This is a genomic window from Rhizobium hidalgonense (assembly GCF_005862185.2).
In the GTDB taxonomy this organism is placed as follows: domain Bacteria; phylum Pseudomonadota; class Alphaproteobacteria; order Rhizobiales; family Rhizobiaceae; genus Rhizobium; species Rhizobium hidalgonense.
In genome coordinates this window covers 487,722-507,625 of record NZ_CP054027.1, presented here as the reverse complement: position 1 = coordinate 507,625, position 19,904 = coordinate 487,722, and the positions used below count along the sequence as shown (strand labels likewise).

General features: G+C 61.3%; 17 protein-coding genes and 2 riboswitches. Of the genes, 6 read left to right on the top strand and 11 right to left on the bottom strand.

The window, feature by feature from the left end:
* Positions 1-2 precede the first annotated feature (2 nt).
* The 3 genes from FFM81_RS02420 to FFM81_RS02410 all read right to left on the bottom strand — a co-directional run bounded on the left by FFM81_RS02420 (position 3) and on the right by FFM81_RS02410 (position 3,285).
* Complete coding sequence (locus tag FFM81_RS02420; RefSeq protein ID WP_173883752.1) at positions 3-974, bottom strand: carbohydrate ABC transporter permease; 972 nt, start codon at positions 972-974, stop codon at positions 3-5.
* The gene (locus FFM81_RS02415; protein ID WP_003566886.1) at positions 971-1,924 is read right to left on the bottom strand and encodes a carbohydrate ABC transporter permease; all 954 of its coding nucleotides are present in this window, start codon (positions 1,922-1,924) and stop codon (positions 971-973) included. Before FFM81_RS02415 ends, FFM81_RS02420 begins: the two co-directional genes overlap by 4 nt.
* A 101-nt stretch (positions 1,925-2,025) precedes the next feature.
* Positions 2,026-3,285, bottom strand: a complete 1,260-nt coding sequence (locus FFM81_RS02410) for an ABC transporter substrate-binding protein (RefSeq protein WP_173883751.1) — start codon at positions 3,283-3,285, stop codon at positions 2,026-2,028.
* Between the two features lie 304 nt (positions 3,286-3,589).
* Between FFM81_RS02410 and FFM81_RS02405 the strand changes: the two genes are divergently transcribed.
* The 4 genes from FFM81_RS02405 to queE all read left to right on the top strand — a co-directional run bounded on the left by FFM81_RS02405 (position 3,590) and on the right by queE (position 6,529).
* Complete coding sequence (locus FFM81_RS02405; protein WP_003566890.1) at positions 3,590-4,642, top strand: LacI family DNA-binding transcriptional regulator; 1,053 nt, start codon at positions 3,590-3,592, stop codon at positions 4,640-4,642.
* Positions 4,643-4,737: 95 nt separating this feature from the next.
* Positions 4,738-5,448 (top strand): 7-cyano-7-deazaguanine synthase QueC, encoded by a 711-nt coding sequence (queC, locus tag FFM81_RS02400; RefSeq protein WP_025417122.1) that lies wholly within the window; start codon positions 4,738-4,740, stop codon positions 5,446-5,448.
* On the top strand, positions 5,448-5,804 hold the full coding sequence (gene queD / locus FFM81_RS02395; protein ID WP_003566894.1) for a 6-carboxytetrahydropterin synthase QueD: 357 nt from the start codon (positions 5,448-5,450) through the stop codon (positions 5,802-5,804). Before queC ends, queD begins: the two co-directional genes overlap by 1 nt.
* Positions 5,801-6,529 carry a 7-carboxy-7-deazaguanine synthase QueE gene (queE, locus tag FFM81_RS02390; RefSeq protein ID WP_138386438.1) on the top strand — a complete coding sequence of 243 codons (729 nt, stop codon included), beginning with the start codon at positions 5,801-5,803 and terminating at the stop codon, positions 6,527-6,529. Before queD ends, queE begins: the two co-directional genes overlap by 4 nt.
* A gap of 6 nt (positions 6,530-6,535) precedes the next feature.
* Here queE and FFM81_RS02385 read toward each other — a convergent pair whose 3' ends face one another.
* From FFM81_RS02385 to FFM81_RS02355, 7 genes are all read right to left on the bottom strand, one after another.
* Positions 6,536-7,759 carry an adenylate/guanylate cyclase domain-containing protein gene (locus FFM81_RS02385; RefSeq protein ID WP_025417124.1) on the bottom strand — a complete coding sequence of 408 codons (1,224 nt, stop codon included), beginning with the start codon at positions 7,757-7,759 and terminating at the stop codon, positions 6,536-6,538.
* Positions 7,760-7,863: 104 nt separating this feature from the next.
* A complete protein-coding gene (nrdF, locus tag FFM81_RS02380; protein WP_138386439.1) occupies positions 7,864-8,838 on the bottom strand; it encodes a class 1b ribonucleoside-diphosphate reductase subunit beta in 975 nt (324 codons plus the stop codon).
* 230 nt (positions 8,839-9,068) lie between these two features.
* Positions 9,069-11,270, bottom strand: coding sequence for a class 1b ribonucleoside-diphosphate reductase subunit alpha (nrdE, locus tag FFM81_RS02375; protein ID WP_425504973.1), 2,202 nt, complete (start codon positions 11,268-11,270; stop codon positions 9,069-9,071).
* A complete protein-coding gene (gene nrdI / locus FFM81_RS02370) occupies positions 11,246-11,662 on the bottom strand; it encodes a class Ib ribonucleoside-diphosphate reductase assembly flavoprotein NrdI (RefSeq protein WP_003566904.1) in 417 nt (138 codons plus the stop codon). The genes nrdE and nrdI overlap by 25 nt, the downstream gene beginning before the upstream one ends.
* Positions 11,663-11,674: 12 nt before the next feature.
* Positions 11,675-11,896: a glutaredoxin-like protein NrdH gene (gene nrdH / locus FFM81_RS02365; protein ID WP_025417128.1), complete on the bottom strand. Its 222-nt coding sequence runs from the start codon at positions 11,894-11,896 to the stop codon at positions 11,675-11,677.
* Between the two features lie 278 nt (positions 11,897-12,174).
* A riboswitch (cobalamin riboswitch) is annotated at positions 12,175-12,400 on the bottom strand.
* 184 nt (positions 12,401-12,584) lie between these two features.
* Positions 12,585-14,909 (bottom strand): 5-methyltetrahydropteroyltriglutamate--homocysteine S-methyltransferase, encoded by a 2,325-nt coding sequence (metE, locus tag FFM81_RS02360; RefSeq protein WP_097537292.1) that lies wholly within the window; start codon positions 14,907-14,909, stop codon positions 12,585-12,587.
* Between the two features lie 104 nt (positions 14,910-15,013).
* Positions 15,014-15,282: riboswitch (cobalamin riboswitch) on the bottom strand.
* A gap of 39 nt (positions 15,283-15,321) precedes the next feature.
* A complete protein-coding gene (locus tag FFM81_RS02355) occupies positions 15,322-17,568 on the bottom strand; it encodes a heavy metal translocating P-type ATPase (protein WP_138386440.1) in 2,247 nt (748 codons plus the stop codon).
* Between the two features lie 71 nt (positions 17,569-17,639).
* Between FFM81_RS02355 and FFM81_RS02350 the strand changes: the two genes are divergently transcribed.
* Complete coding sequence (locus tag FFM81_RS02350; RefSeq protein WP_003566912.1) at positions 17,640-18,062, top strand: MerR family transcriptional regulator; 423 nt, start codon at positions 17,640-17,642, stop codon at positions 18,060-18,062.
* Between the two features lie 72 nt (positions 18,063-18,134).
* Positions 18,135-19,343, top strand: coding sequence for a TIGR03862 family flavoprotein (locus tag FFM81_RS02345; RefSeq protein WP_003566914.1), 1,209 nt, complete (start codon positions 18,135-18,137; stop codon positions 19,341-19,343).
* On the opposite strand, the gene msrB is transcribed toward FFM81_RS02345, so the two are convergent.
* Positions 19,340-19,825 (bottom strand): peptide-methionine (R)-S-oxide reductase MsrB, encoded by a 486-nt coding sequence (msrB, locus tag FFM81_RS02340; RefSeq protein WP_138386441.1) that lies wholly within the window; start codon positions 19,823-19,825, stop codon positions 19,340-19,342. The two genes, FFM81_RS02345 and msrB, sit on opposite strands and share 4 nt — an antisense overlap.
* Between the last annotated feature and the right edge of the window lie 79 nt (positions 19,826-19,904).

Genomic DNA, 19,904 nt, shown 5'->3' with positions numbered 1-19,904 from the left:
GCTTACCCTTTGACAGCCCCCGCCATCAGACCGCGCACGAAGTAGCGGCCGGCGAGGATATAGACGACGAGCGTCGGAACGGCCGCGATCATCGCCGCAGCCATGTTGACATTGTATTCGACCACCCCGGTCGAGGTGTTGACGACATTGTTCAGCGCCACCGTCATCGGCATGGAGTCACCGGTGCCGGCATAGGCCGAGGCAAACAGGAAGTCGTTCCAGATATTGGTGAACTGGTAGATGACGGTGACGACGATGATCGGCAGCGAGTTCGGCAGCATGATGCGGCGGAAGATCTGGAAGAAGCTGGCGCCGTCGACCTGGGCGGCACGCACCAGCTCGGTCGGGAAGGCCTCGTAGAAATTGCGGAAGAACAGCGTGGTGAAGCCGAGGCCATAGACGACATGGACGAAGACCAGATTGACCGTCGGATTGCCGAAGCCGAAGTTAAAGCCGGTGGCGTTCTGCAGCGTCATGCCGAAGCGGCCGAGCGAGCCGAGGATCGTGGCCATCGGCAGCAGCACCGACTGGAACGGGATGAAGCAGGCAAACAGCATCAGCCCGAACACCAGCGTGTGGCCGGGAAAGCGCCATTTGGTCAGGATATAACCGTTCAGCGCGCCTAAGATGGTGGAGATCGCCACGGCCGGCACCACCATCTTGATCGAGTTCCAGAAGTAACCCTTGATGCCGGCGCAGGTCAGCCCGACGCAGGTCTCGCCCCAGGCCTTCACCCAGGGATCGAGCGTCGGCGCCTGCGGCAGCGCCAGCATGTTGCCGCCCTGGATCTCGTCCATGGTCTTGAACGAGGTCGTCAGCATGACGGAGAGCGGCATCAGGTAGAGGATGGCGAAGATGACCAGCAGGCCGTAGATGATCAGGCGGCCAATCCAGCGGGCGCTGTTGCCGCGCTCCGCTCCTTCGGCTGCCGATGCCGATGAGGACGTGCCGATGGAAGAGGTGAGACTGCTCATCGGGCCTTCTCCTTCAGTTCGGAATAGAGATAGGGCACGATGATTGCCGAGATCGTCATCAGCATGATGATGGCGCTGGCCGAGCCGACGGCCATCTCGTTGCGCTTGAAGGTATATTCATACATGAAGTTGGACGGCAGCCAGGCCGAGCCGCCCGGCCCGCCCGAGGTCAGCGCCACCACCAGGTCGTAGGACTTGATCGCCATATGGGCGAGCACGATGAAGGCCGACAGGAAGATCGGCCGCAGCAGCGGAATGACGATGCGCCGGTAAAGCTGCAAGGGCGAAGCGCCGTCGATCTGCGCCGCCTTCATGATCTCGCCGTCGATGCCGCGAAGCCCGGCCAAAAACATCGCCATGACGAAGCCGGAGGCCTGCCAGACACCGGCGATGACGACGGTGTAGATGACGAAGTCCTTGTTCTTGATCCAGTCGAAGTGGAAGCTCGTCCAGCCGAAGTGGTGCAGCGTCTGCTCCAGTCCGAGGCCGGGATCGAGGAACCACTTCCAGGCAACGCCGGTGACGATGAAGGAGAGCGCCATCGGATAGAGGAAGATCGGCCTGAGCAACCCCTCGCCGCGGATCTTCTGGTCGAGCAGGATGGCGAGGAACAGGCCGAGGGCCAAGCAGATACCGACATAGAGGAAGCCGAAGATCGCCATGTTGGTGATCGAGGTATACCAGGAGGATGGCGGATCGCTCTCGAAGGTCCAGCGCCACAGCCGCTGATAGGCGCGTGCGCCGGTCAGCGCATAGGAGGGAAAGGTCTTGGAATTGGTAAAGGAGAGATAGGCCGTCCAGACGATGAAGCCGTAGACGAAGACAAGCGTGATGACGAAGCTCGGCGCCAGCACGATCTTCGGCAACGCATCCTGCAGCCGGCCTCTGATCGAGACGCTCGTCGCTTGCCGCGGCGTCAGAACCGGATCGGTGGTGGCAACTGTGCTCATGGATATCATCTCCTCCCCTGCATCATCGGCCCCGCATGAATGGTCGCAGGGCCTGAAGCTTCCCCGCAAGAGGCGGGGAAGCGTGTTCATCGACCGTGATCTCAGCGGGCGTCGTCGATCGCCTGGACGAGCTGGGTGACGGCCTCGTCGGAGCTCTTGATCTGGCCGTGGACGAACTTCGAGACGACGTCCTTATAGGCGTTGGCAATCGCCGGAGGCGCGCCATAACCCTGAGCCAGCGAACCGAACAGCGTGCCGCCTTCGTTGGCCGCCTTCAGATCGGCAATGCCCTTCTTGCCGCAGGCGTCGAAGTCGGTATCGGGAACGTCGGTACGGGCCGGCACCGAACCCTTGACGACGTTGAAGGCCGACTGGAAGCTCTTCGACAGCGTTGCCGTCGCCAATGCCACCTGCGCCGCCTTGCGGTCGTCGGGAACGTTGAACATGCCGAACATGTCGGAGTTGTAGACCACGCTGCCTTCGGTGCCGGGGAAGCGGTAGCAGAGGAAGTCGGTATCCGGCGTCTTCTTGGCGGCGACGAATTCGCCCTTGGCCCAGTCGCCCATCACCTGCACCAGCGCGTCACCCTTGATCACCATGGCGGTCGCCAGGTTCCAGTCGCGGCCGGAGAAGTTCGGATCGACGTATTTGACGATCTTGGCGAGGTTGTCGAACGACTTCTTCATCGTGTCCGACTTCAGCGACGCCTCGTCGAGATCGTTGAAGGCCTTCTTGTAGAATTCCGGTCCGCCGGTCGACAGCACGATCGAATCGAACATCGTCGCTTCCTGCCAGTTCTGGCCGCCGAGCGCCAAGGGGATGACACCTGCAGCCTTGGCCTTGTCGAGCAGGGCGATCAGATCGTCGAAGCTCTTCGGCTGAGTGCCGCCGATCTTGTCCATCACGGCCTTGTTGATCCACAGCCAGTTGACCGAATGGACGTTGACCGGGGCGGCGACCCATTTGCCGTCATAGACCGAGAACTTCTGAAGTGCGGCCGGCACCGACTTGTCCCAGCCTTCCTTCTTCGCCGTTTCCGTCAGGTCGCCCATGACGCCGGCCTGGGCGTAATCGAGCACGGTATAGCCCAGCATCTGCGAGGCCGTCGGATAGGTGCCGGCCGCCACCATCGCCTTCAGCGCCGTCATCGCCGCGTCACCGCCGCCGCCGGCAACCGGCACATCCTTCCAGGCAAAGCCTTCCTTCGACAGATCCTGCTTCAGAACGTTCAGTGCCGCTGCCTCGCCGCCAGACGTCCACCAGTGCAGCATCTGCACTTCCTTCACGTCGGCAGCCTGCGCCGCACCAAGGCCAGCCATCATCACGACGGCAATGGCCGCCGAGCTCAAAAACTTGCGCATGAATTTCCTCCCATTGAAATCGGCGGCGGGCCCTCCCTGCCGCCCGATGTTTTCCACCGTTCCGGCGGTCGACATCGGCCGCACTCCTCCGCGCGGTTGCTAATTTAAAACGTTATAAGCCTCTGATCGTCAAGCCCTTTCTCGACTCCCGAGAAAAATATGCCTATTTCGATATCCTATTGAATTTTATGTATATTATTGATTTGGCTAACAGATCGCAAAAATTTAAAACGTTTTCATTCCTCGATTGCGCGTCCGAGTCATCGTGTTATTGTATCGCCAATTCCAGCACGGAAAGCCGAAAGTGACCGAACCGTCCCGGCCGCGACGCGGCGAAAATCTCGATATCACCCATAAGCGCGGCAAGCCGACCTTGCGGACGATCGCCACGATCGCCGGCCTTGCGGTGACGACGGTGTCACGCGCCCTCTCCGATGCGCCGCAGATTTCACTGGAAACCCGCCAGCGCGTGCACCGCATCGCCCGCGAGATCGGCTATCTCCCCGATCGGGCCGCGCAGCGCCTGAAGACCGGCCGCACCAATGTCATCGCCATCTTGCTCGATTCGCACGAGGAAGTGGTCGGTTTCAGCACCTCGATCATGTACGGCATCGCCAAGGCGCTGAAGGAAACCTCCTATCACCTCGTCGTCGCCCCGAACTTCCTGTCGACGACCGATGTCGAGGCCGCCGAATATATCGTCCGCAACCACCTTGCCGACGGGCTGATCTTCACGCGGACCGAACCGCTCGATGCCCGCGTCCGCCTCCTATTCGAAACCGGCTTTCCCTTCATCTGTCACGGCCGCACGGAATTTTCGACGCCCCACCCTTATGTCGACTACGACAATTTCACCTTTGCCTACGAGGCGACACGCCGGCTGATTGCGAAGGGCCGTAGAAAGGTGGCAGTGATCCTGCCGCCGAAAAGGCTGACCTTCTGCCAGCATATCCTGCACGGCTTCATGACGGCGGTGCGCGAAGCCGGCATTGCCTATGAGATCCCCGAAACGGTCGATCTCGACACGCCGGCGGATGTGCTGCGCGATTGCATCTGCAGCCGCGCAGCCGCCCCGGATGCGCCCGACGGCTTCATTTGTCCGGGCGAAGTCTCCGCACTCGCCGTCATCAGCGGCATGAGCGACGCCGGCCGGACACTGGCTGTCGACTACGATATCGTCGCCAAGGAAACATCCCGCCTTCTCACCCAATTGCAGCCGAAGGTCGACACCATTCACGAGGACCTGACGGCGGCGGGCGAGGATCTCGGGCGCATGCTGCTGCAGCGCATCAACAACCCCGACGCCGAAGACCTGCATCTGCTGCTGCCGCCGCAGATCAATTTCCCGATCGGCTAATCCCTCTGAAGCCTATTCCCAACAGGCGTGATTTGCCCTAGAAGCACGCCGTAATCCGGTCGCAGCCCACCCGGTCAAAACAAGGGATCCAAAATATGAAGACTATTGTCGTCTGCTCCGGCGGACTCGACTCCGTTTCGCTTGCTCACAAAATAGCAGCGGAACAACAGCTTATCGGCCTCGTCTCCTTCGACTACGGCCAGCGGCATCGCAAGGAACTCGATTTCGCCGCCCGGTGCGCCGCACGCCTTGCTGTTCCCCATCATATCATCGACATCGCCACCATCGGCGGCCATCTCGGCGGATCGGCCCTGACCGACAATGTCGAGGTCCCGGATGGCCATTACGCCGAGGAGACCATGAAAGCCACCGTGGTGCCGAACCGTAACGCCATCATGCTGGCGATCGCGTTCGGCTTGGCGGCCGCGCAGAAGGCGGATGCCGTCGCCGTCGCCGTGCATGGCGGCGACCACTTCATCTATCCCGATTGCCGGCCGGGCTTCATCGACGCCTTCCAGCATATGCAGAACGAAGCTCTGGACGGTTATGCCAGTGTCAGACTGCTCGCACCCTATGTCGATGCTCCCAAAGCGGCGATCGTGGCCGACGGCGCGAAACATGCGACACCGTTTGTGGAAACATGGTCCTGCTACAAGGGCGGCAGGCTCCATTGCGGGCGTTGCGGAACCTGCGTCGAACGCCGCGAGGCCTTCCACCTTGCAGAGATTCCCGATCCCACCGAGTACGAAGACGGGGATTTCTGGAAGGCAGCGGTGTCGCAATATTCCGCCGCGGAGGTGCGTTGATGTACCGCATCACCAAGGAGTTTCATCTCTCCGCCTCGCACCAGCTGGACCACCTGCCCGCCGATCATCAATGCGCCAGGCTTCACGGCCACAACTATATCGTGGTCGTCGAACTCGCGGCCGAAAGCCTCAATGACGACGGCTTCGTGCGCGACTATCACGACCTCTCGCCGCTCAAGCGCTATATCGACGAGGCGCTCGATCATCGCCATCTGAACGAGGTCTTCGGCCATTCGAAAGTCACATCCGAGTTCCTGGCAAAGCACTTTTACGACTGGTGCAAGCAGCGCTTCCCGGAGACATCGTCCGTCCGCATCAGCGAGACGCCGAAGACCTGGGCGGAGTACCGGCCATGAGCGCAGGGACCATTCGCGTCAGTGAGATCTTCGGCCCGACCATCCAGGGCGAAGGCGCTTTGATCGGACTGCCGACAGTATTCGTCAGGACAGGCGGCTGTGACTATCGCTGCTCCTGGTGCGATAGTCTTCACGCGGTCGACAGCGCCTACCGGGATCAATGGATTCCGATGGCGGTCGATGCGATCTGGCAGGAGGTGACGAGGCTTTCCGGCGGCAGGCCGATGACGATTTCCCTTTCCGGAGGCAATCCGGCGATCCAACCTCTGGGGCCGCTGATCGAGCTCGGCCATTCCCAGGGATACCGCTTCGCGCTGGAAACGCAGGGAAGTGTGGCCAGAGACTGGTTTCGCGATCTCGACGTCCTGGTCTTGAGCCCCAAGCCGCCGTCGAGCGGAATGCTGACCGATTGGGGTGAGATCGACAATTGTCTACGGCATGCCGCCGGCGGACCGGAGATCGCATTGAAAATCGTCGTCTTCGACGACGTCGATTACGCCTTCGCGCAACGGGTGGGCGAGCGTTATCCCTATATTCCCTTGTTTCTCCAGCCGGGCAACCATACACCGCCGCCGCCTGATGACGACGACGCCCGCATCGATATCGATGGCCTCATGGACAGGATGCACTGGCTAATCGATAAGGTAACCGCCGACGGATGGTTTGCCCCGCGCGTGCTGCCGCAGCTGCACGTGCTGCTGTGGGGCAACAAGCGCGGCGTGTGAGCCGGTCTATCGTTCCGGAAAGGCGAAGACATCGACAGGCTCTCCGAGCCCGCGCAGCGGGAAGGTGCCGAGACTGTCCATGTCTTTCGCGCAGCTTGCCATTTCGACGAAGGCCCGCGACAAGAGCACCGGACGCTTGACCTCCTTGGTCAGGCTTTCCAGCCGCGAGGCGACATTGACCGCCGGGCCGATGACGGTGAAATCCAGCCGGCGGCGCGAGCCGATATTGCCGTACATAACATCGCCGACGTGCACGCCGACGCCGTAGCGTAGCGGCTCGCGCCCCATGCGCACATGTTCCTTGTTCAACTCGGCCATCGACGCCTGCCCCTCGCGGATTGCCTGCAGCAGATCGAGGCAGGCCGTTTCCTTGGTCAGCGGGAAGATCGCCAGCAATCCGTCGCCCATGAACTTCAGGATCTCGCCGCCATAACGCTCGATCGGATCCGACATGGCGTCGAAATAGTCGTTCAGCAGGTGGATGACATCGTCGCGCGGCCAGAGATCGGAAATCGCCGTAAAGTCGCGCAGGTCGCAGATCATGATCGCCGCGCCGACGGTGGCGCCGCTGCCGCGCGTCGTCACGCCCGACAGGATCTGCTCGCTCGCATGCGGCCCGACATAGGTCTGCAGCAGCGTGCGCGCCATGATGTTCTTCAGCCTGATTTCGCTGACCAGCGTCAGGGCCGGCAGGAGATCGCGCAGGAAATCGACATGTTCGCGCTCGAAGCCACCCGGTCGGCTGGTGGAAAATGTCACGACATGCCGTTTGCCGAAGGTGTGCTCGACCGGCCAGGCGATATATTCGGTCAGGCCGTCGTCATGCAGTTCCTGATAGAATGCATCCAGGTCACCGTCGGCTGCGCCTTCCAGCCGTTTGCGCAGCTCCTCGGCACCCTGATGGATCGCATTGATCGGACTGTTCAGAAACTCCGGCGTGTTTTCGACACCATAGGCGAATGTGTCGATCTTCGCCTCCGCAAGACCGTCCTTCCAGAGGATGCGGGCGCCGACCCATTGCGGATGGTTCGTGCGGAAATGCAACGTCGCCCGCGCCACCGGCACCCCCGCCGAAAGCAGCTTCCCGCACATTTCCACCAGGATATTGTCGATGAAACGTTCGCTGCGCGTCTCGTTCACTAGCCAGTCGAGAACCCGCCTTCTGCGGATCGGCCAGACACCCTCCTCCGCCTCGACGGCACTCCCGGCCTTGTTTGGAAAAGACGACATCAAAAACTCCCGTTACGCCAGATCACCCGGCAAGGACCGAACTCGATTTCCGCTGTATGTGGTCGACGGGCAAGCAAATGATAAGGGGAAACTGCGGTCAAACCTCAAAAATCCCAATCCTCGTCTTCGGTCGCCACCGCCTTGCCGATAACATAGGAGGAACCGGAGCCGGAGAAGAAGTCATGGTTTTCGTCGGCATTCGGCGACAGCGCAGACAGGATCGCCGGGTTGACCTTGCAGGCCTCGCCCGGGAAAAGCGCCTCGTAACCGAGGTTCATCACCGCCTTGTTGGCATTGTAATGCAGGAATTTCTTGACGTCTTCGGTCAGCCCGACGCCGTCATAGAGCGCCTCGGTATATCGAGCCTCGTTGTCGTAGAGTTCGAGCAGCAGGTCGAAGGCGAAATCCTTGATCTCCTGCCTTCTCTCTTCCCCGAGCAGCTCCAGTCCGCGCTGGAACTTGTAGCCGATATAATAGCCGTGCACCGCCTCGTCGCGGATGATCAGCCGGATCATGTCGGCCGTATTAGTCAGCTTGGCGCGGCTCGACCAGTACATCGGCAGGTAGAAGCCGGAATAGAACAGGAAGCTTTCGAGGAAGACGCTGGCAACCTTCTTCTTCAGGGGATCACCAGAGCGATACTGCTCCATGATCAGCGCCGATTTGCGCTGCAGGAATTCGTTTTCCTCCGACCAGCGGTAGGCATCGTCGACATCAACAGTCGAGCACAGCGTCGAGAAGATCGAGGAATAGGAGCGTGCATGTACCGCCTCCATGAAGGAGACATTCGAAAGCACCGCCTCCTCATGCGGCGTTACCGCATCCTCCATCAGCCTGATGGACCCGACACCGTTCTGGATCGTGTCCAGCAGCGTCAGCCCGGTGAAGACGCGGATGGTCAGCTGCTGCTCGGCCGGTGTCAGCGTCGCCCAGGAAGGAATGTCGTTCGACAGCGGCACCTTTTCGGGCAGCCAGAAATTGCCGGTGAGGCGGTTCCAGACTTCGAGATCCTTATCGTCCTCGATGCGGTTCCAGTTGATGGCGCGCACGCGCGAGGCCGGTTTCAATTGCATGTTCATTGTGGTCCCTCTCAAGGAATTTGTCCGGATTTGCCCCTCATCCGCCTGCCGGCACCGACCGGGGTTGAACCACTGGTCTCGACCCGTCCTTCGGACCCCCGCCTGCGGGGCGAAGGGAATATGCCGCACCGGCTTCGTCACCCCTCAACGCTGCGTTTGGCACGTCCCCTCTCCCCGTTTTTACGGGGAGAGGGTTAGGGTGAGGGCAAATGCTCCGGAGCGAAGTCAACTCAAAGCGTGCAAGACACACACCCCTGCACTTCCGTACCCGAAAGTGCCATCTGGCGAAGTCGGATGTAGTAGATCGTCTTGATGCCCTTCCTCCAGGCGTAAATCTGCGCCTTGTTGATATCCCTCGTCGTTGCCGTGTCGCGGAAGAACAGGGTCAGCGACAGGCCCTGGTCGACATGCTGGGTCGCCGCCGCATAGGTATCGATGATCTTCTCCGGCCCGATCTCGTAGGCGTCCTGATAATAATCGAGATTGTCGTTGGTCATGAACGGCGCCGGATAATAGACGCGGCCGATCTTGCCTTCCTTGCGGATCTCGATCTTCGAGACGATCGGATGGATCGAGGAGGTCGAGTGGTTGATGTAGGAGATCGATCCGGTCGGCGGCACCGCCTGCAGGTTTTGGTTATAGAGGCCGGAGGCCATCACCGCCGTCTTCAACGCCGCCCAATCGTCCTGCGTCGGAATAGGGATGCCCGATTTGTCGAACAGCGCCTGCACCTTTTCGGTCGCCGGCTTCCATTTCTGCTCGATATATTTGTCGAAATATCCGCCGGAGGCATATTTCGAGTTCTCGAAGCCCTTGAAGCTGCTGCCGCGTTCGACCGCCAAAAGATTCGAGGCGCGAATCGCGTGATAGGTCACCGTATAGAAATAGATATTGGTGAAATCGACGCCTTCCTCGGAGCCGTAGAAGACCCGTTCGCGGGCGAGATAGCCGTGCAGGTTCATCTGGCCAAGGCCGATCGCATGGCTCTCGTCATTGCCCTTCTCGATCGAGGGAACCGAAGCGATGTGGCTCATGTCGGAGACGGCCGTCAGCGCCCGGATCGAGGTTTCGATCGTCCTGCCGAAATCGGCGGAATCCATGGCTGCGGCAATGTTCAGCGAACCGAGATTGCAGGAAATATCCTTGCCGAGATGTTTGTAGGAGAGGTCGTCATCGTATTCGCTCGCCTCGCTGACCTGCAGGATCTCCGAGCAGAGATTGCTCATCGAAATGCGCCCGGCGATCGGGTTCGCCCGGTTCACCGTGTCCTCGAACATGATGTAGGGATAACCGCTTTCGAACTGGATTTCGGCGAGCAGCTGGAAAAATTCGCGCGCCTTGATCTTCTTCTTGGAGATGCGGGCGTCCGCCACCATCTCGCGATACTTTTCCGTCACCGAAATCTCGGTAAAGGGCACGCCATAGACGCGCTCCACATCATAGGGCGAGAACAGGTACATGTCCTCGTTATTCCTAGCGAGTTCGAAGCTGATGTCGGGCACGACGACGCCGAGCGATAGCGTCTTGATGCGGATTTTCTCGTCGGCATTCTCACGCTTGGTATCGAGGAAACGCATGATGTCGGGGTGGTGGGCATTGAGATAGACCGCGCCCGCGCCCTGGCGCGCGCCAAGCTGGTTGGCATAGGAGAACGAGTCTTCGAGCAGCTTCATGACCGGGATGACGCCCGACGACTGGTTCTCGATCTGCTTGATCGGCGCGCCCGCCTCGCGGATATTGGTCAGCGACAGCGCCACCCCGCCGCCGCGCTTCGACAGTTGCAGCGCCGAATTGATCGACCTGCCGATCGATTCCATATTGTCCTCGACGCGCAGCAGGAAGCAGGAGACCAGTTCGCCGCGCTGTTTCTTGCCGGCATTGAGAAAGGTCGGCGTTGCCGGCTGGAAACGGCCGGAAATGATTTCGTCGACCATGTCGCGGGCAAGGGCCTCGTCGCCCCGCGCCAAAGCCAGTGCCACCATGCAGATGCGGTCCTCGTAGCGCTCGAGATAGCGTTTTCCGTCGAAGGTCTTCAGCGTATAGCTGGTGTAATACTTAAAGGCGCCGAGGAAGGTCGGGAAACGGAATTTCCTCGCATAGGCCTGGTCGAACAGATCGCGGACGAAATTGAAGGAATATTGGTCGAGAACCTCCTGCTCGTAATAGCCTTCGGTCACCAGGTAATCGAGCTTTTCCCGCAGATTATGAAAGAACACCGTGTTCTGGTTCACATGCTGCAGGAAATATTGCTTGGCCGCCATGCGGTCCTTGTCGAGCTGGATCTTCGCTTCGTCGTCATAGAGGTTCAGCATCGCGTTCAGCGCGTGATAGTCGAGGGTTTCCACCGCTTTCAAAGGGCGTTCGCCAGCAGCAAAACTGTCATGCGGTTTTGCGCCCGCATCCCGCGTTAAAGTTGTTCCCGTGTCCAAAATCGTTCCATCCCGTCTTTGACGTTGACGACATCCTCCTCGGTGCCCATGAGCTCGAACCTATAGAGGCAAGGCACCTGACATTTTCGCGAGATTACGTCGCCGGCGAGCCCGTATGTCTCGCCGAAATTGCTGTTGCCCGCGGCGATCACGCCGCGGATGTGTCCTCGGTTCTCCGCATCGTTAAGGAAGCGGATCACCTGCTTGGGAACGGCCCCCTTTACGATCCCTGCGGCGACGTTGCCGCTATAGGTCGGCACGACAAGCACAAAGGGTTCGCGGATATGGAACGGCCCTGCGCCGCCTGTCGGAATGCGCGCCGCGCGCAGTCCGAGCTTGGCGACGAAGCGATGGGTATTCTCGGATCGGCTGGAATAATAAACGATCAGCCCCATCGCTTGCTCCGATCAGGAGAGCGCGCTGATCATGTCAGGACGGAACCCCGCCCAATGCCGCTCGCCGGCGATGACGACGGGGGCCTGCATGTAGCCGAGGCTGCGGACGCGATCGAGCGCTTCGGCATCCTGCGAGATATCCACGATGTCATAATCGACGCCCATGCGGTCGAGAGCGCGGTAGGTGGCAGTGCACTGGACGCACGCAGGCTTGCTGTAGACGGTAATGGTCATGATATTCCTCGTGACGACGCGATTGGGCGCAGGACATCGATCGGAAATCTGTCGATATCCGTCGAAAATTCTTCGATGATCTGAGCTATGCGGCCGTTTAGCCGCTGAGCATACTCCGCCCTCTACCTCTAGCGGGTGGCGGCCTGAACTGAGATGCTGACATGACTTCACCCCGAAGTAGCTCAATACGAAGGTTTCGGGGCGGTGGTTCGGGCCTGCGAAACGCGACGCGGAGATTCCCCGCAGCCATGCAACGCGACCTTCCGGACACCCCGCCCGTGGACGTTTTGCTCGAGGCAGGTCTCCTGGCTCACGGGTCAAAGCAGTCTGCCCCAGCCTTCCCGGAGCATCATGCTCCAGTGACCTGAAATCGGACAGTTGCTCGCCGCTTACAGTTGCGGGGGCAGCTCCGGCATTGCCGCACCATGATGGCGAAGCGCACCGAATTCCCGTCTTAGCCATCAATCCCTACGAATCGACGGAACCTCGAACACTATATATGGTACTCGAATCGCTGATGACGTCAACAAGTTGTTGTGGCAGCGCAGCAATGGCGGGGACGAATCGCCGTGCCTGTGTATGATGTGGATAACGAAGCGTTAACGGAAAAGCGCTGTGGAGAACTCCTTTATAAAAGGGAGCCGGCAAAAGCCGGCTCCTCGAGATTGTTCGGAGATTTAAGCGCCCTTCACCGGCCCGTGGTCCGCAACACATGAGCGGCGGCGACCATGTTGACGAGTGCCGGACGCACCTCTTCCCACTTGCGGGTCTTCAGGCCGCAATCCGGATTGACCCACAACTGCCCGTCCGAGAGTCGCCCGCGGGCAAGCTGCATGAGCTCGGTCATCTCGGCGACCTCGGGAACGCGCGGCGAATGGATATCGTAGACGCCGGGGCCGATTTCGTTCGGATATTTGTAGCTTCGGAAGGCTTCCAGTAGCTCCATCTTCGAACGGGAAGTCTCGATGGAGATGACGTCGGCATCCATCGCGGCGATGGCGCCGATGATCTGGTTGAACTCCGAATAGCACATGTGGGTGTGGATCTGTGTCTCGTCGGCAACGCCGGTCGAGCACAGGTGGAAACTTTCCACCGCCCAGTCGAGATAGGCCTTCCAGTCCGCCTGACGCAGCGGCAGGCCTTCACGAAGTGCCGCCTCATCGATCTGGATCATCGCCGCACCCGCCTTTTCGAGATCGGTCACCTCGTCGCGAATCGCCAGCGCGATCTGCCGGCTGACATCTGCACGCGCAAGATCGTCGCGGACGAAGGACCAGTTGAGGATCGTCACCGGCCCCGTCAGCATGCCCTTCACCGGCTTTTCCGTCAGCGATTGCGCATAACGCCACCATTCCAGCGTCATCGGCTTCGGGCGCGAGACGTCGCCGAAGATGATCGGCGGACGGACATAGCGTGAACCGTAACTCTGCACCCAGGCATGGGCGGTGAAGGCGAAGCCTGAAAGCTGCTCGCCGAAATACTGCACCATGTCGTTACGCTCGAACTCGCCGTGAACGAGCACGTCGAGTCCGATCTCCTCCTGCCAGCGGATCGCCGATTCCGTCTCCTTTCTGAGGAAGGCCTCGTAATCGGAGCCGCTGATCGCACCCTTGACATAGGCCGCGCGCGACTTGCGCACTTCCGGCGTCTGCGGAAAGGAACCGATCGTCGTCGTAGGGAAGAGCGGCAGTCGCAACCGGTCGTCCTGAAGCGCTTTGCGCGCGAGGAATGCGCGACCTCGGCGTTTCATCCTCCCGTCGATGCCTGCCAATCGCACCGCAACTCCGGCGTCATGAACCCTTGAGGAAGAGGCGCGGGCAGCGACGGCGCGCAAAGACGCTTCAAGCGCACCGATAACGCCGCTCCGGTCCGCAGCACCGCTGCCGAGCACGGCAAGCTCGTCCAGCTTCTGCGTCGCAAAGGCGAGCCATGTTTTCAGCTCGCCGTCGAGCCCTGCTTCCAGATCGAGATCGATCGGCACGTGAAGGAGGGAGCAGGACGGCGCGATTTGAAGTCGATGTTCCCCTAACCTGGAAACCAGCGGCGCGATCCTGTTCAGGATGGCGTTTAGATCGGCCCGCCAGATGTTGCGTCCGTCGATGACGCCGAGCGACAGCACGAGACTATCAGGAGTCCTTTCCAGGAGAATCTCGACCTGCTGCGGCCCGCGCACCAGATCGACATGAAGGCCTGCGACCGGCAACTCAATTGCCGCCGGAAGATTGTCGCCCAAGTCGCCGAAATAACCGGCGAGCATGATCTTGAGATCCGGCACCACTTCGCCAAGCGCCCGGTAAGTCTGGTTGAGCGCGGCGCGCTCGCTGTCGGAAAGATCGAGGACGAGGCATGGCTCGTCGACCTGTATCCAGTCGGCACCTGCCGCACTCAACTCGGCAAATATCTTGGCGTAGACCGGCAGCAGCCGGTCGAGCAGCTCGACCGTGTCGAAGCCGGCCTCGGTGGATTTGGCGAGTTTCAGGAAGGTGACTGGCCCTAGAATGACCGGCCGCGTATGGATACTTAGCGCCTTCGCCTCCAGGAATGCCTCCAGCGGTCTATTCGCAGTCAGCGTGAACGCCTGGTCACGCCTGAGTTCCGGAACCATGTAGTGGTAGTTGGTGTCGAACCATTTGGTCATCTCCAGCGCCGGCACCCCGTGACCATGGTGGACATGGCCGCAATCGCCGTGATGGCTCTCGCCGGTCGAGCCGCGCGCCATCGCAAAATAGGTGTCGAGATCGACAGGACCGCCCTTCCAGCCATAAGCGGCCGGAATCGCGCCGACCATCACCGCGAGATCGAGAACATGATCATAGAGCGAGAAGTCATTGGAGGGGATGATGGCGATCCCCTTTTGCTGCTGCAGCTCCCAGTTCTCGGCGCGCAGCTTTTTCGCCGTTTCCAGGAGTGCTGCCGCGTTGCTCTTGCCGGCCCAGTAGCTTTCCAGCGCGAATTTCAGTTCGCGGTGGCTTCCGATCCTCGGAAAGCCGAGATTTGCAGTCTTGATGCTCATTTCCTTACCCCGAAGGTTATGGGCAAGGCACTGGCGAGACGCATCGACGAACGGACATGAAGGTACCGTTTCGCAGAAGGCGGCACACCGGGACACCCCGCCCGTGGACGTTATCGATCGTGGCAGGTCTCCTGACTTGCGGGTCGTTGCCACCGTCCAGTCTTCCCGGGCGTCTTTCCCAGTGACGTCAATTGGACGGCGGCTCTCCGCCTACAGTTGCGGGGGCAGCTTCGGATTGGGCGCTACTGCATAATTCCTGAAATCGGATTCCATTTCAGGATAAAATTATGCAGCAATTCAACACAGCGCCGCACCGAATTCCCTCTTAGCTCCGGACCGAACGATCCGCAGAACCACGATGCCGCGAGAATGCGCCCGCAAGCGGATGCCGTCAAGAAATATAAAGAAATGTTTATATCTTTATTCGAAGCAGTCGCAACGCATTGATCGTTACCAATACTGTCGCGCCGGTATCGGCGAGGATCGCCGCCCAGAGCCCGGTGATGCCGGCAATCGTCGTCACCAGGAACACCGCCTTCAACCCGAGCGCGATGGTAATATTCTGCAGGATGTTGCGCATCGTGCGTTTGGACAGTTCAATCATCCGTGCGACGTCGCCGACGCGTCCGTGCAACACGGCGGCATCGGCCGTCTCCAGCGCCACATCGGTGCCGCCGCCCATGGCGATGCCGATATCGGCAGCAGCCAGCGCCGGCGCATCGTTGATGCCGTCGCCGACCTTGGCGACGATGAAGCCCTGGCGCTTCAATTCGCCGACGACTTGCTGCTTGTCTTCCGGCATCATCTCGCCGCGCCAGTCGATGCCGAGCATGCCGGCAACGGCTGCCGCCGTTCGCTTGTTGTCGCCCGTCAGCATGATCGCCTTGACGCCTGCCAATTTCAGTGTGGAGAGCCCGGCCTGCGCATCCCCGCGCGGCTCGTCGCGCATGGCGATGAGGCCGGCCGCAACACCATCGACGAGCAGGACCGAGACACTCTTGCCTTCGTCGTTCAGAACAGTGATGCGCGCTTCCTGTTCGCCGTCCAGCGCGCCGCGCTCGCGGGCAGCGGGCGGCGACAGCAGGTCCAGCGTCTCGCCGCCGACCTTGCCGCTGATACCCTTGCCCGGCAGTGCTTCCAGCTCGAAGGCCGGCGGCACGGGAAGGCCGTCCGCCTTGGCGCGGTTAAGGATCGCCAGCGCCAAGGGATGGCTGGAACCCTGCTCCAGCACCGCGGCGCGCGAGAGCACCTGCGCCTCGCTCAATCCGAAGGAAACGATATCGGTCACCTGAGGCTTGCCTTCCGTCAGCGTGCCTGTCTTGTCGAAGGCGACCATCGTCACCTTGCCGAGCGTTTCCAGCACTGCGCCGCCCTTCATCAGCAGCCCGCGCCGCGCACCCGCCGAAAGCGACGCGGCGATTGCCGCTGGCGTCGAAATGACGAGCGCGCAGGGGCAGCCAATCAGCAGGATGGCAAGGCCCTTATAGACCCATTCATTCCACAAGCCGCCGAACAACAGCGGCGGCAAGACCGCAACAAGTGCTGCGATCACGACCACGCCGGGCGTGTAATAGCGCGAGAACCGATCGATGAAGCGTTCCGTCGGCGCCTTGGATTCCTGCGCTTCCTCCACCAGCTTGACGACGCGGGCGATGGTATTGTCGGCAGCGGCCGCCGTGACGCGGACCCTGAGCACCGCGTCGCCATTCACCGTTCCGGCGAAGACGACGGCATCGACGCCCTTGCGCACCGGCGTGCTTTCGCCCGTTACCGGCGCCTCGTCGATCGCGCTCTCGCCCGAGATGATGATGCCGTCCGCCGAAATGCGGTCGCCCGGACGCACCATGATGATCGCGCCGACGACAAGGCTCTCCGCCGGCACCTCCCGCGTCTGACCGTTCTCTTCGAGCAGCGCATTCTTCGGCACCAGCGCGGTCAGCGACTGGATGCTTTCGCGCGCCTTGCCGGCGGCCACGCCCTCCAGCAGCTCACCGACGAGGAACAGGAATACGACGGTCGCCGCCTCCTCCCCCGCATTGATGATGACGGCGCCGACGGCAGCGATCGTCATCAGCATCTCGATCGAAAATGGCGTGCCGGAGAGAGCCGCCATGACCGCCCGCCGCGCGATCGGCACCAGACCGACCAGCATGGCGATGATGAAGGCATAAGATCCGATCGCCGGCACCAGATGGCCGATCGCATAGGCGGCAATCAGCGCTGCACCCGAGAAGATGGTCAGCCGGCCCTTCTTGCTCTGCCACCAGGGACCGGTCGTCGGCCCATGGTCATGTCCATGCAGACCTTCGATTTCCTTTTCGCCACGGGCAAGGCCGTGATCGTGACCTGCGTGATCGTGGTCATGGCCTTCGTGATCGTGATCGTGACCCACGTGATCGCCGTGATCATGCGAGCCGTGGTCATGTGTCGGCGCCACGCCTCCGGCAAAGGGCGAGACGGAATATCCGAGCCCCGTCACCTTCTTCTCGATCGCCTTGAGATCGCTGCCGTCATGCCGGACGGTCATCGTGCCGGCCATCACCGAGACGGAAACATCCGCGACACCCGCCACGCGCCTGACCGCGGTATCGATCTTGGTTGCACAGGAGGCGCAATCCATGCCGCCGACCCGGTATCGTGTCTCGCTCGTTTCAGCCATGATCCGCTTCCTTGTCAAACAGAAGCATCTCTCCTACATCCTCTAGCGACTAGAGGTGCAAGAGAAAAATCATGAAAAAGATCACCATTGGTGAAGCGGCTCGCCAGAGCGGCGTCAAAGTGCCGACGGTGCGTTATTACGAAAGCATCGGCCTGCTCGCCGCGCCGAGCCGCAGCGAGGGCAACCAGCGCTCCTTCGAGCCCGCCGACATCAGCCGCCTCGCCTTCATTCGCCATGCCCGCGAACTCGGTTTCGAGATCGAGGCGATCCGCACGCTGCTCACCCTGCAGGATGATCCGCACCAATCCTGCGCCTCGGCCGATGCCATCGCCAAGGCCCGCCTCGTCGAGGTCGAACAGCGCATCCGCAGCCTGATGGCGCTGAAGGCCGAGCTGGAAACCATGGTGGAAGGCTGCGGCCATGGCCGGGTCGACCAATGCCGCGTCATCGAGGTTCTCGCCGACCACGGCCAGTGCACGCATTCGCGCCACTGACGAACTGACAATCTTGCAAGCAACCAACGCCCACGTCAAAACTGCAGCAGAAAGAATCGGGCGAAGGCATCCATGAACCAGAAGCGAATTGCCATCATCGGCGGCGGCCCGGCGGGCCTTGCGGCCGCCGAACTGCTTTCGCTCTCCGGCCATGCGGTGACGGTTTACGACGCCATGCCGACCTTCGCCCGCAAGTTCCTGCTGGCCGGCAAGTCGGGCCTGAACATCACCCATTCCGAAGATTATGCCCGTTTCGCCACGCGCTTCGGCGCCGCCGCCGGCCGTCTGCGTCCCGCGCTTGATGCCTTTACCCCTGGCGATATCAGGGATTGGGCAGCGGGGCTCGGGACGGAAACTTTCGTCGGCTCGTCCGGTCGGGTTTTTCCAACGGTGATGAAAGCCTCTCCCTTGCTGCGCGCCTGGCTCAGGCGATTGGAGGCGCAGGGCGTCACGCTGCGCAGCCGTCATCGCTGGGTCGGTTTTGCCGAGGAGGGCTACCTTTTCGAAACGCCCGAAGGACGCAGCATCGTCCATTGCGACGCCGCCCTGCTGGCGCTCGGCGGCGCAAGCTGGCCGCGCCTCGGCTCCGATGCGCGCTGGCTGCCCTGGCTATCGGAGAAAGGCGTCGAGATCGACGCCTTCCAGCCCGCCAATTGCGGCTTCGTCGTCGGCTGGAGCCAAAACTTCAGCGAGCGTTTCTCCGGCGAGCCGGTGAAGTCGGTCACCGCTACATCCGAGGCCGGCACCTTTCCCGGCGAATTCGTCATCACTGCAAGCGGCATCGAGGGCAGCCTCGTCTATGCCAATGCCGCCAGCCTCCGCGACCGGCTTCTGACCCACGGCAGCGCGGCCCTGACGCTCGACCTCACCCCGGGCCGGACGACCGAAAGGCTGGCGCGCGATCTTGCGCGGCAGGATGCCAAATCGAGCTTCTCAAACCGCCTGCGCAAGGGCGCCGGCCTCGACGGCGTCAAGGCGGCCTTGCTGCGCGAACTCGCCCCCGAGCGCAACCGGACCGACCCCGAACGTCTCGCCGGCATAATCAAAGCCCTGCCGATCCCCGTTCTGGCAACCCGGCCGATCGCCGAAGCGATTTCCTCGGCCGGCGGCATCCGCTGGAGCGGCATCGACGACGGCTTCATGCTGAAGGCGCTGCCGGGCACCTTCGTCGCCGGCGAGATGCTCGACTGGGAGGCACCGACCGGCGGTTATCTCCTCACCGCCTGTCTGGCGACCGGCCGGGCGGCGGCGCGCGGCATCGAAGCCTGGATCCAGCGCTAGGCCGAGGCCGGATGGAATGTCATGGCAAGGCCGTTCATGCAGTAGCGAAGCCCTGTCGGCTTCGGGCCGTCATCGAAAATATGCCCGAGATGGCCACCGCAGCGGCTACAATGCACAGCGGTCCGCACCATGCCGAAGGTGGAGTCGTTCTCGGTGCCGACGGCATCTTTCAGCGGCGCCCAGAAGCTTGGCCAGCCGGTGCCGCTATCGAATTTGGTCGCCGAGGAAAAAAGGTCCTGATTGCAGCCGGCGCAGGCGAAATTGCCCTTCCGCTCCTCGTGCAGCAAGGCGCTGGTAAAGCGGGATTCCGTTCCCGCCTGGCGCAGGACAGTATATTGATCCGGCGTCAGCAGCTTGCGCCATTCAGCCTCGCTATGCGTCACCGCGAAGGTCTCGCCGGCAAACGCCTTGCCGGCCAGGCCCAAGTGAACCGCGAGCGTCCCGAAAGCGACACCCATCAGCAACAATCGTCTGTTCATCATCGTCGGATCTCCTCGCCGGGAAACTTCGTTTCTGCACAGAACTACGGACAGGAGCGGTCTTTTGTTACATGATGACGGC

Bases quoted from the DNA above. Each gene is read 5' to 3' on its own strand.
- queE (WP_138386438.1), top strand. From the start codon at position 5,801: ATGAGCGCAGGGACCATTCGCGTCAGTGAGATCTTCGGCCCGACCATC.
- FFM81_RS02350 (WP_003566912.1), top strand. From the start codon at position 17,640: ATGAAAAAGATCACCATTGGTGAAGCGGCTCGCCAGAGCGGCGTCAAA.
- FFM81_RS02385 (WP_025417124.1), bottom strand. From the start codon at position 7,759: ATGTCGTCTTTTCCAAACAAGGCCGGGAGTGCCGTCGAGGCGGAGGAG.
- msrB (WP_138386441.1), bottom strand. From the start codon at position 19,825: ATGATGAACAGACGATTGTTGCTGATGGGTGTCGCTTTCGGGACGCTC.
- FFM81_RS02415 (WP_003566886.1), bottom strand. From the start codon at position 1,924: ATGAGCACAGTTGCCACCACCGATCCGGTTCTGACGCCGCGGCAAGCG.
- FFM81_RS02410 (WP_173883751.1), bottom strand. From the start codon at position 3,285: ATGCGCAAGTTTTTGAGCTCGGCGGCCATTGCCGTCGTGATGATGGCT.
- metE (WP_097537292.1), bottom strand. From the start codon at position 14,909: ATGAGCATCAAGACTGCAAATCTCGGCTTTCCGAGGATCGGAAGCCAC.
- queC (WP_025417122.1), top strand. From the start codon at position 4,738: ATGAAGACTATTGTCGTCTGCTCCGGCGGACTCGACTCCGTTTCGCTT.
- nrdH (WP_025417128.1), bottom strand. From the start codon at position 11,896: ATGACCATTACCGTCTACAGCAAGCCTGCGTGCGTCCAGTGCACTGCC.
- nrdI (WP_003566904.1), bottom strand. From the start codon at position 11,662: ATGGGGCTGATCGTTTATTATTCCAGCCGATCCGAGAATACCCATCGC.
- nrdF (WP_138386439.1), bottom strand. From the start codon at position 8,838: ATGAACATGCAATTGAAACCGGCCTCGCGCGTGCGCGCCATCAACTGG.
- FFM81_RS02420 (WP_173883752.1), bottom strand. From the start codon at position 974: ATGAGCAGTCTCACCTCTTCCATCGGCACGTCCTCATCGGCATCGGCA.
- FFM81_RS02345 (WP_003566914.1), top strand. From the start codon at position 18,135: ATGAACCAGAAGCGAATTGCCATCATCGGCGGCGGCCCGGCGGGCCTT.
- queD (WP_003566894.1), top strand. From the start codon at position 5,448: ATGTACCGCATCACCAAGGAGTTTCATCTCTCCGCCTCGCACCAGCTG.
- FFM81_RS02355 (WP_138386440.1), bottom strand. From the start codon at position 17,568: ATGGCTGAAACGAGCGAGACACGATACCGGGTCGGCGGCATGGATTGC.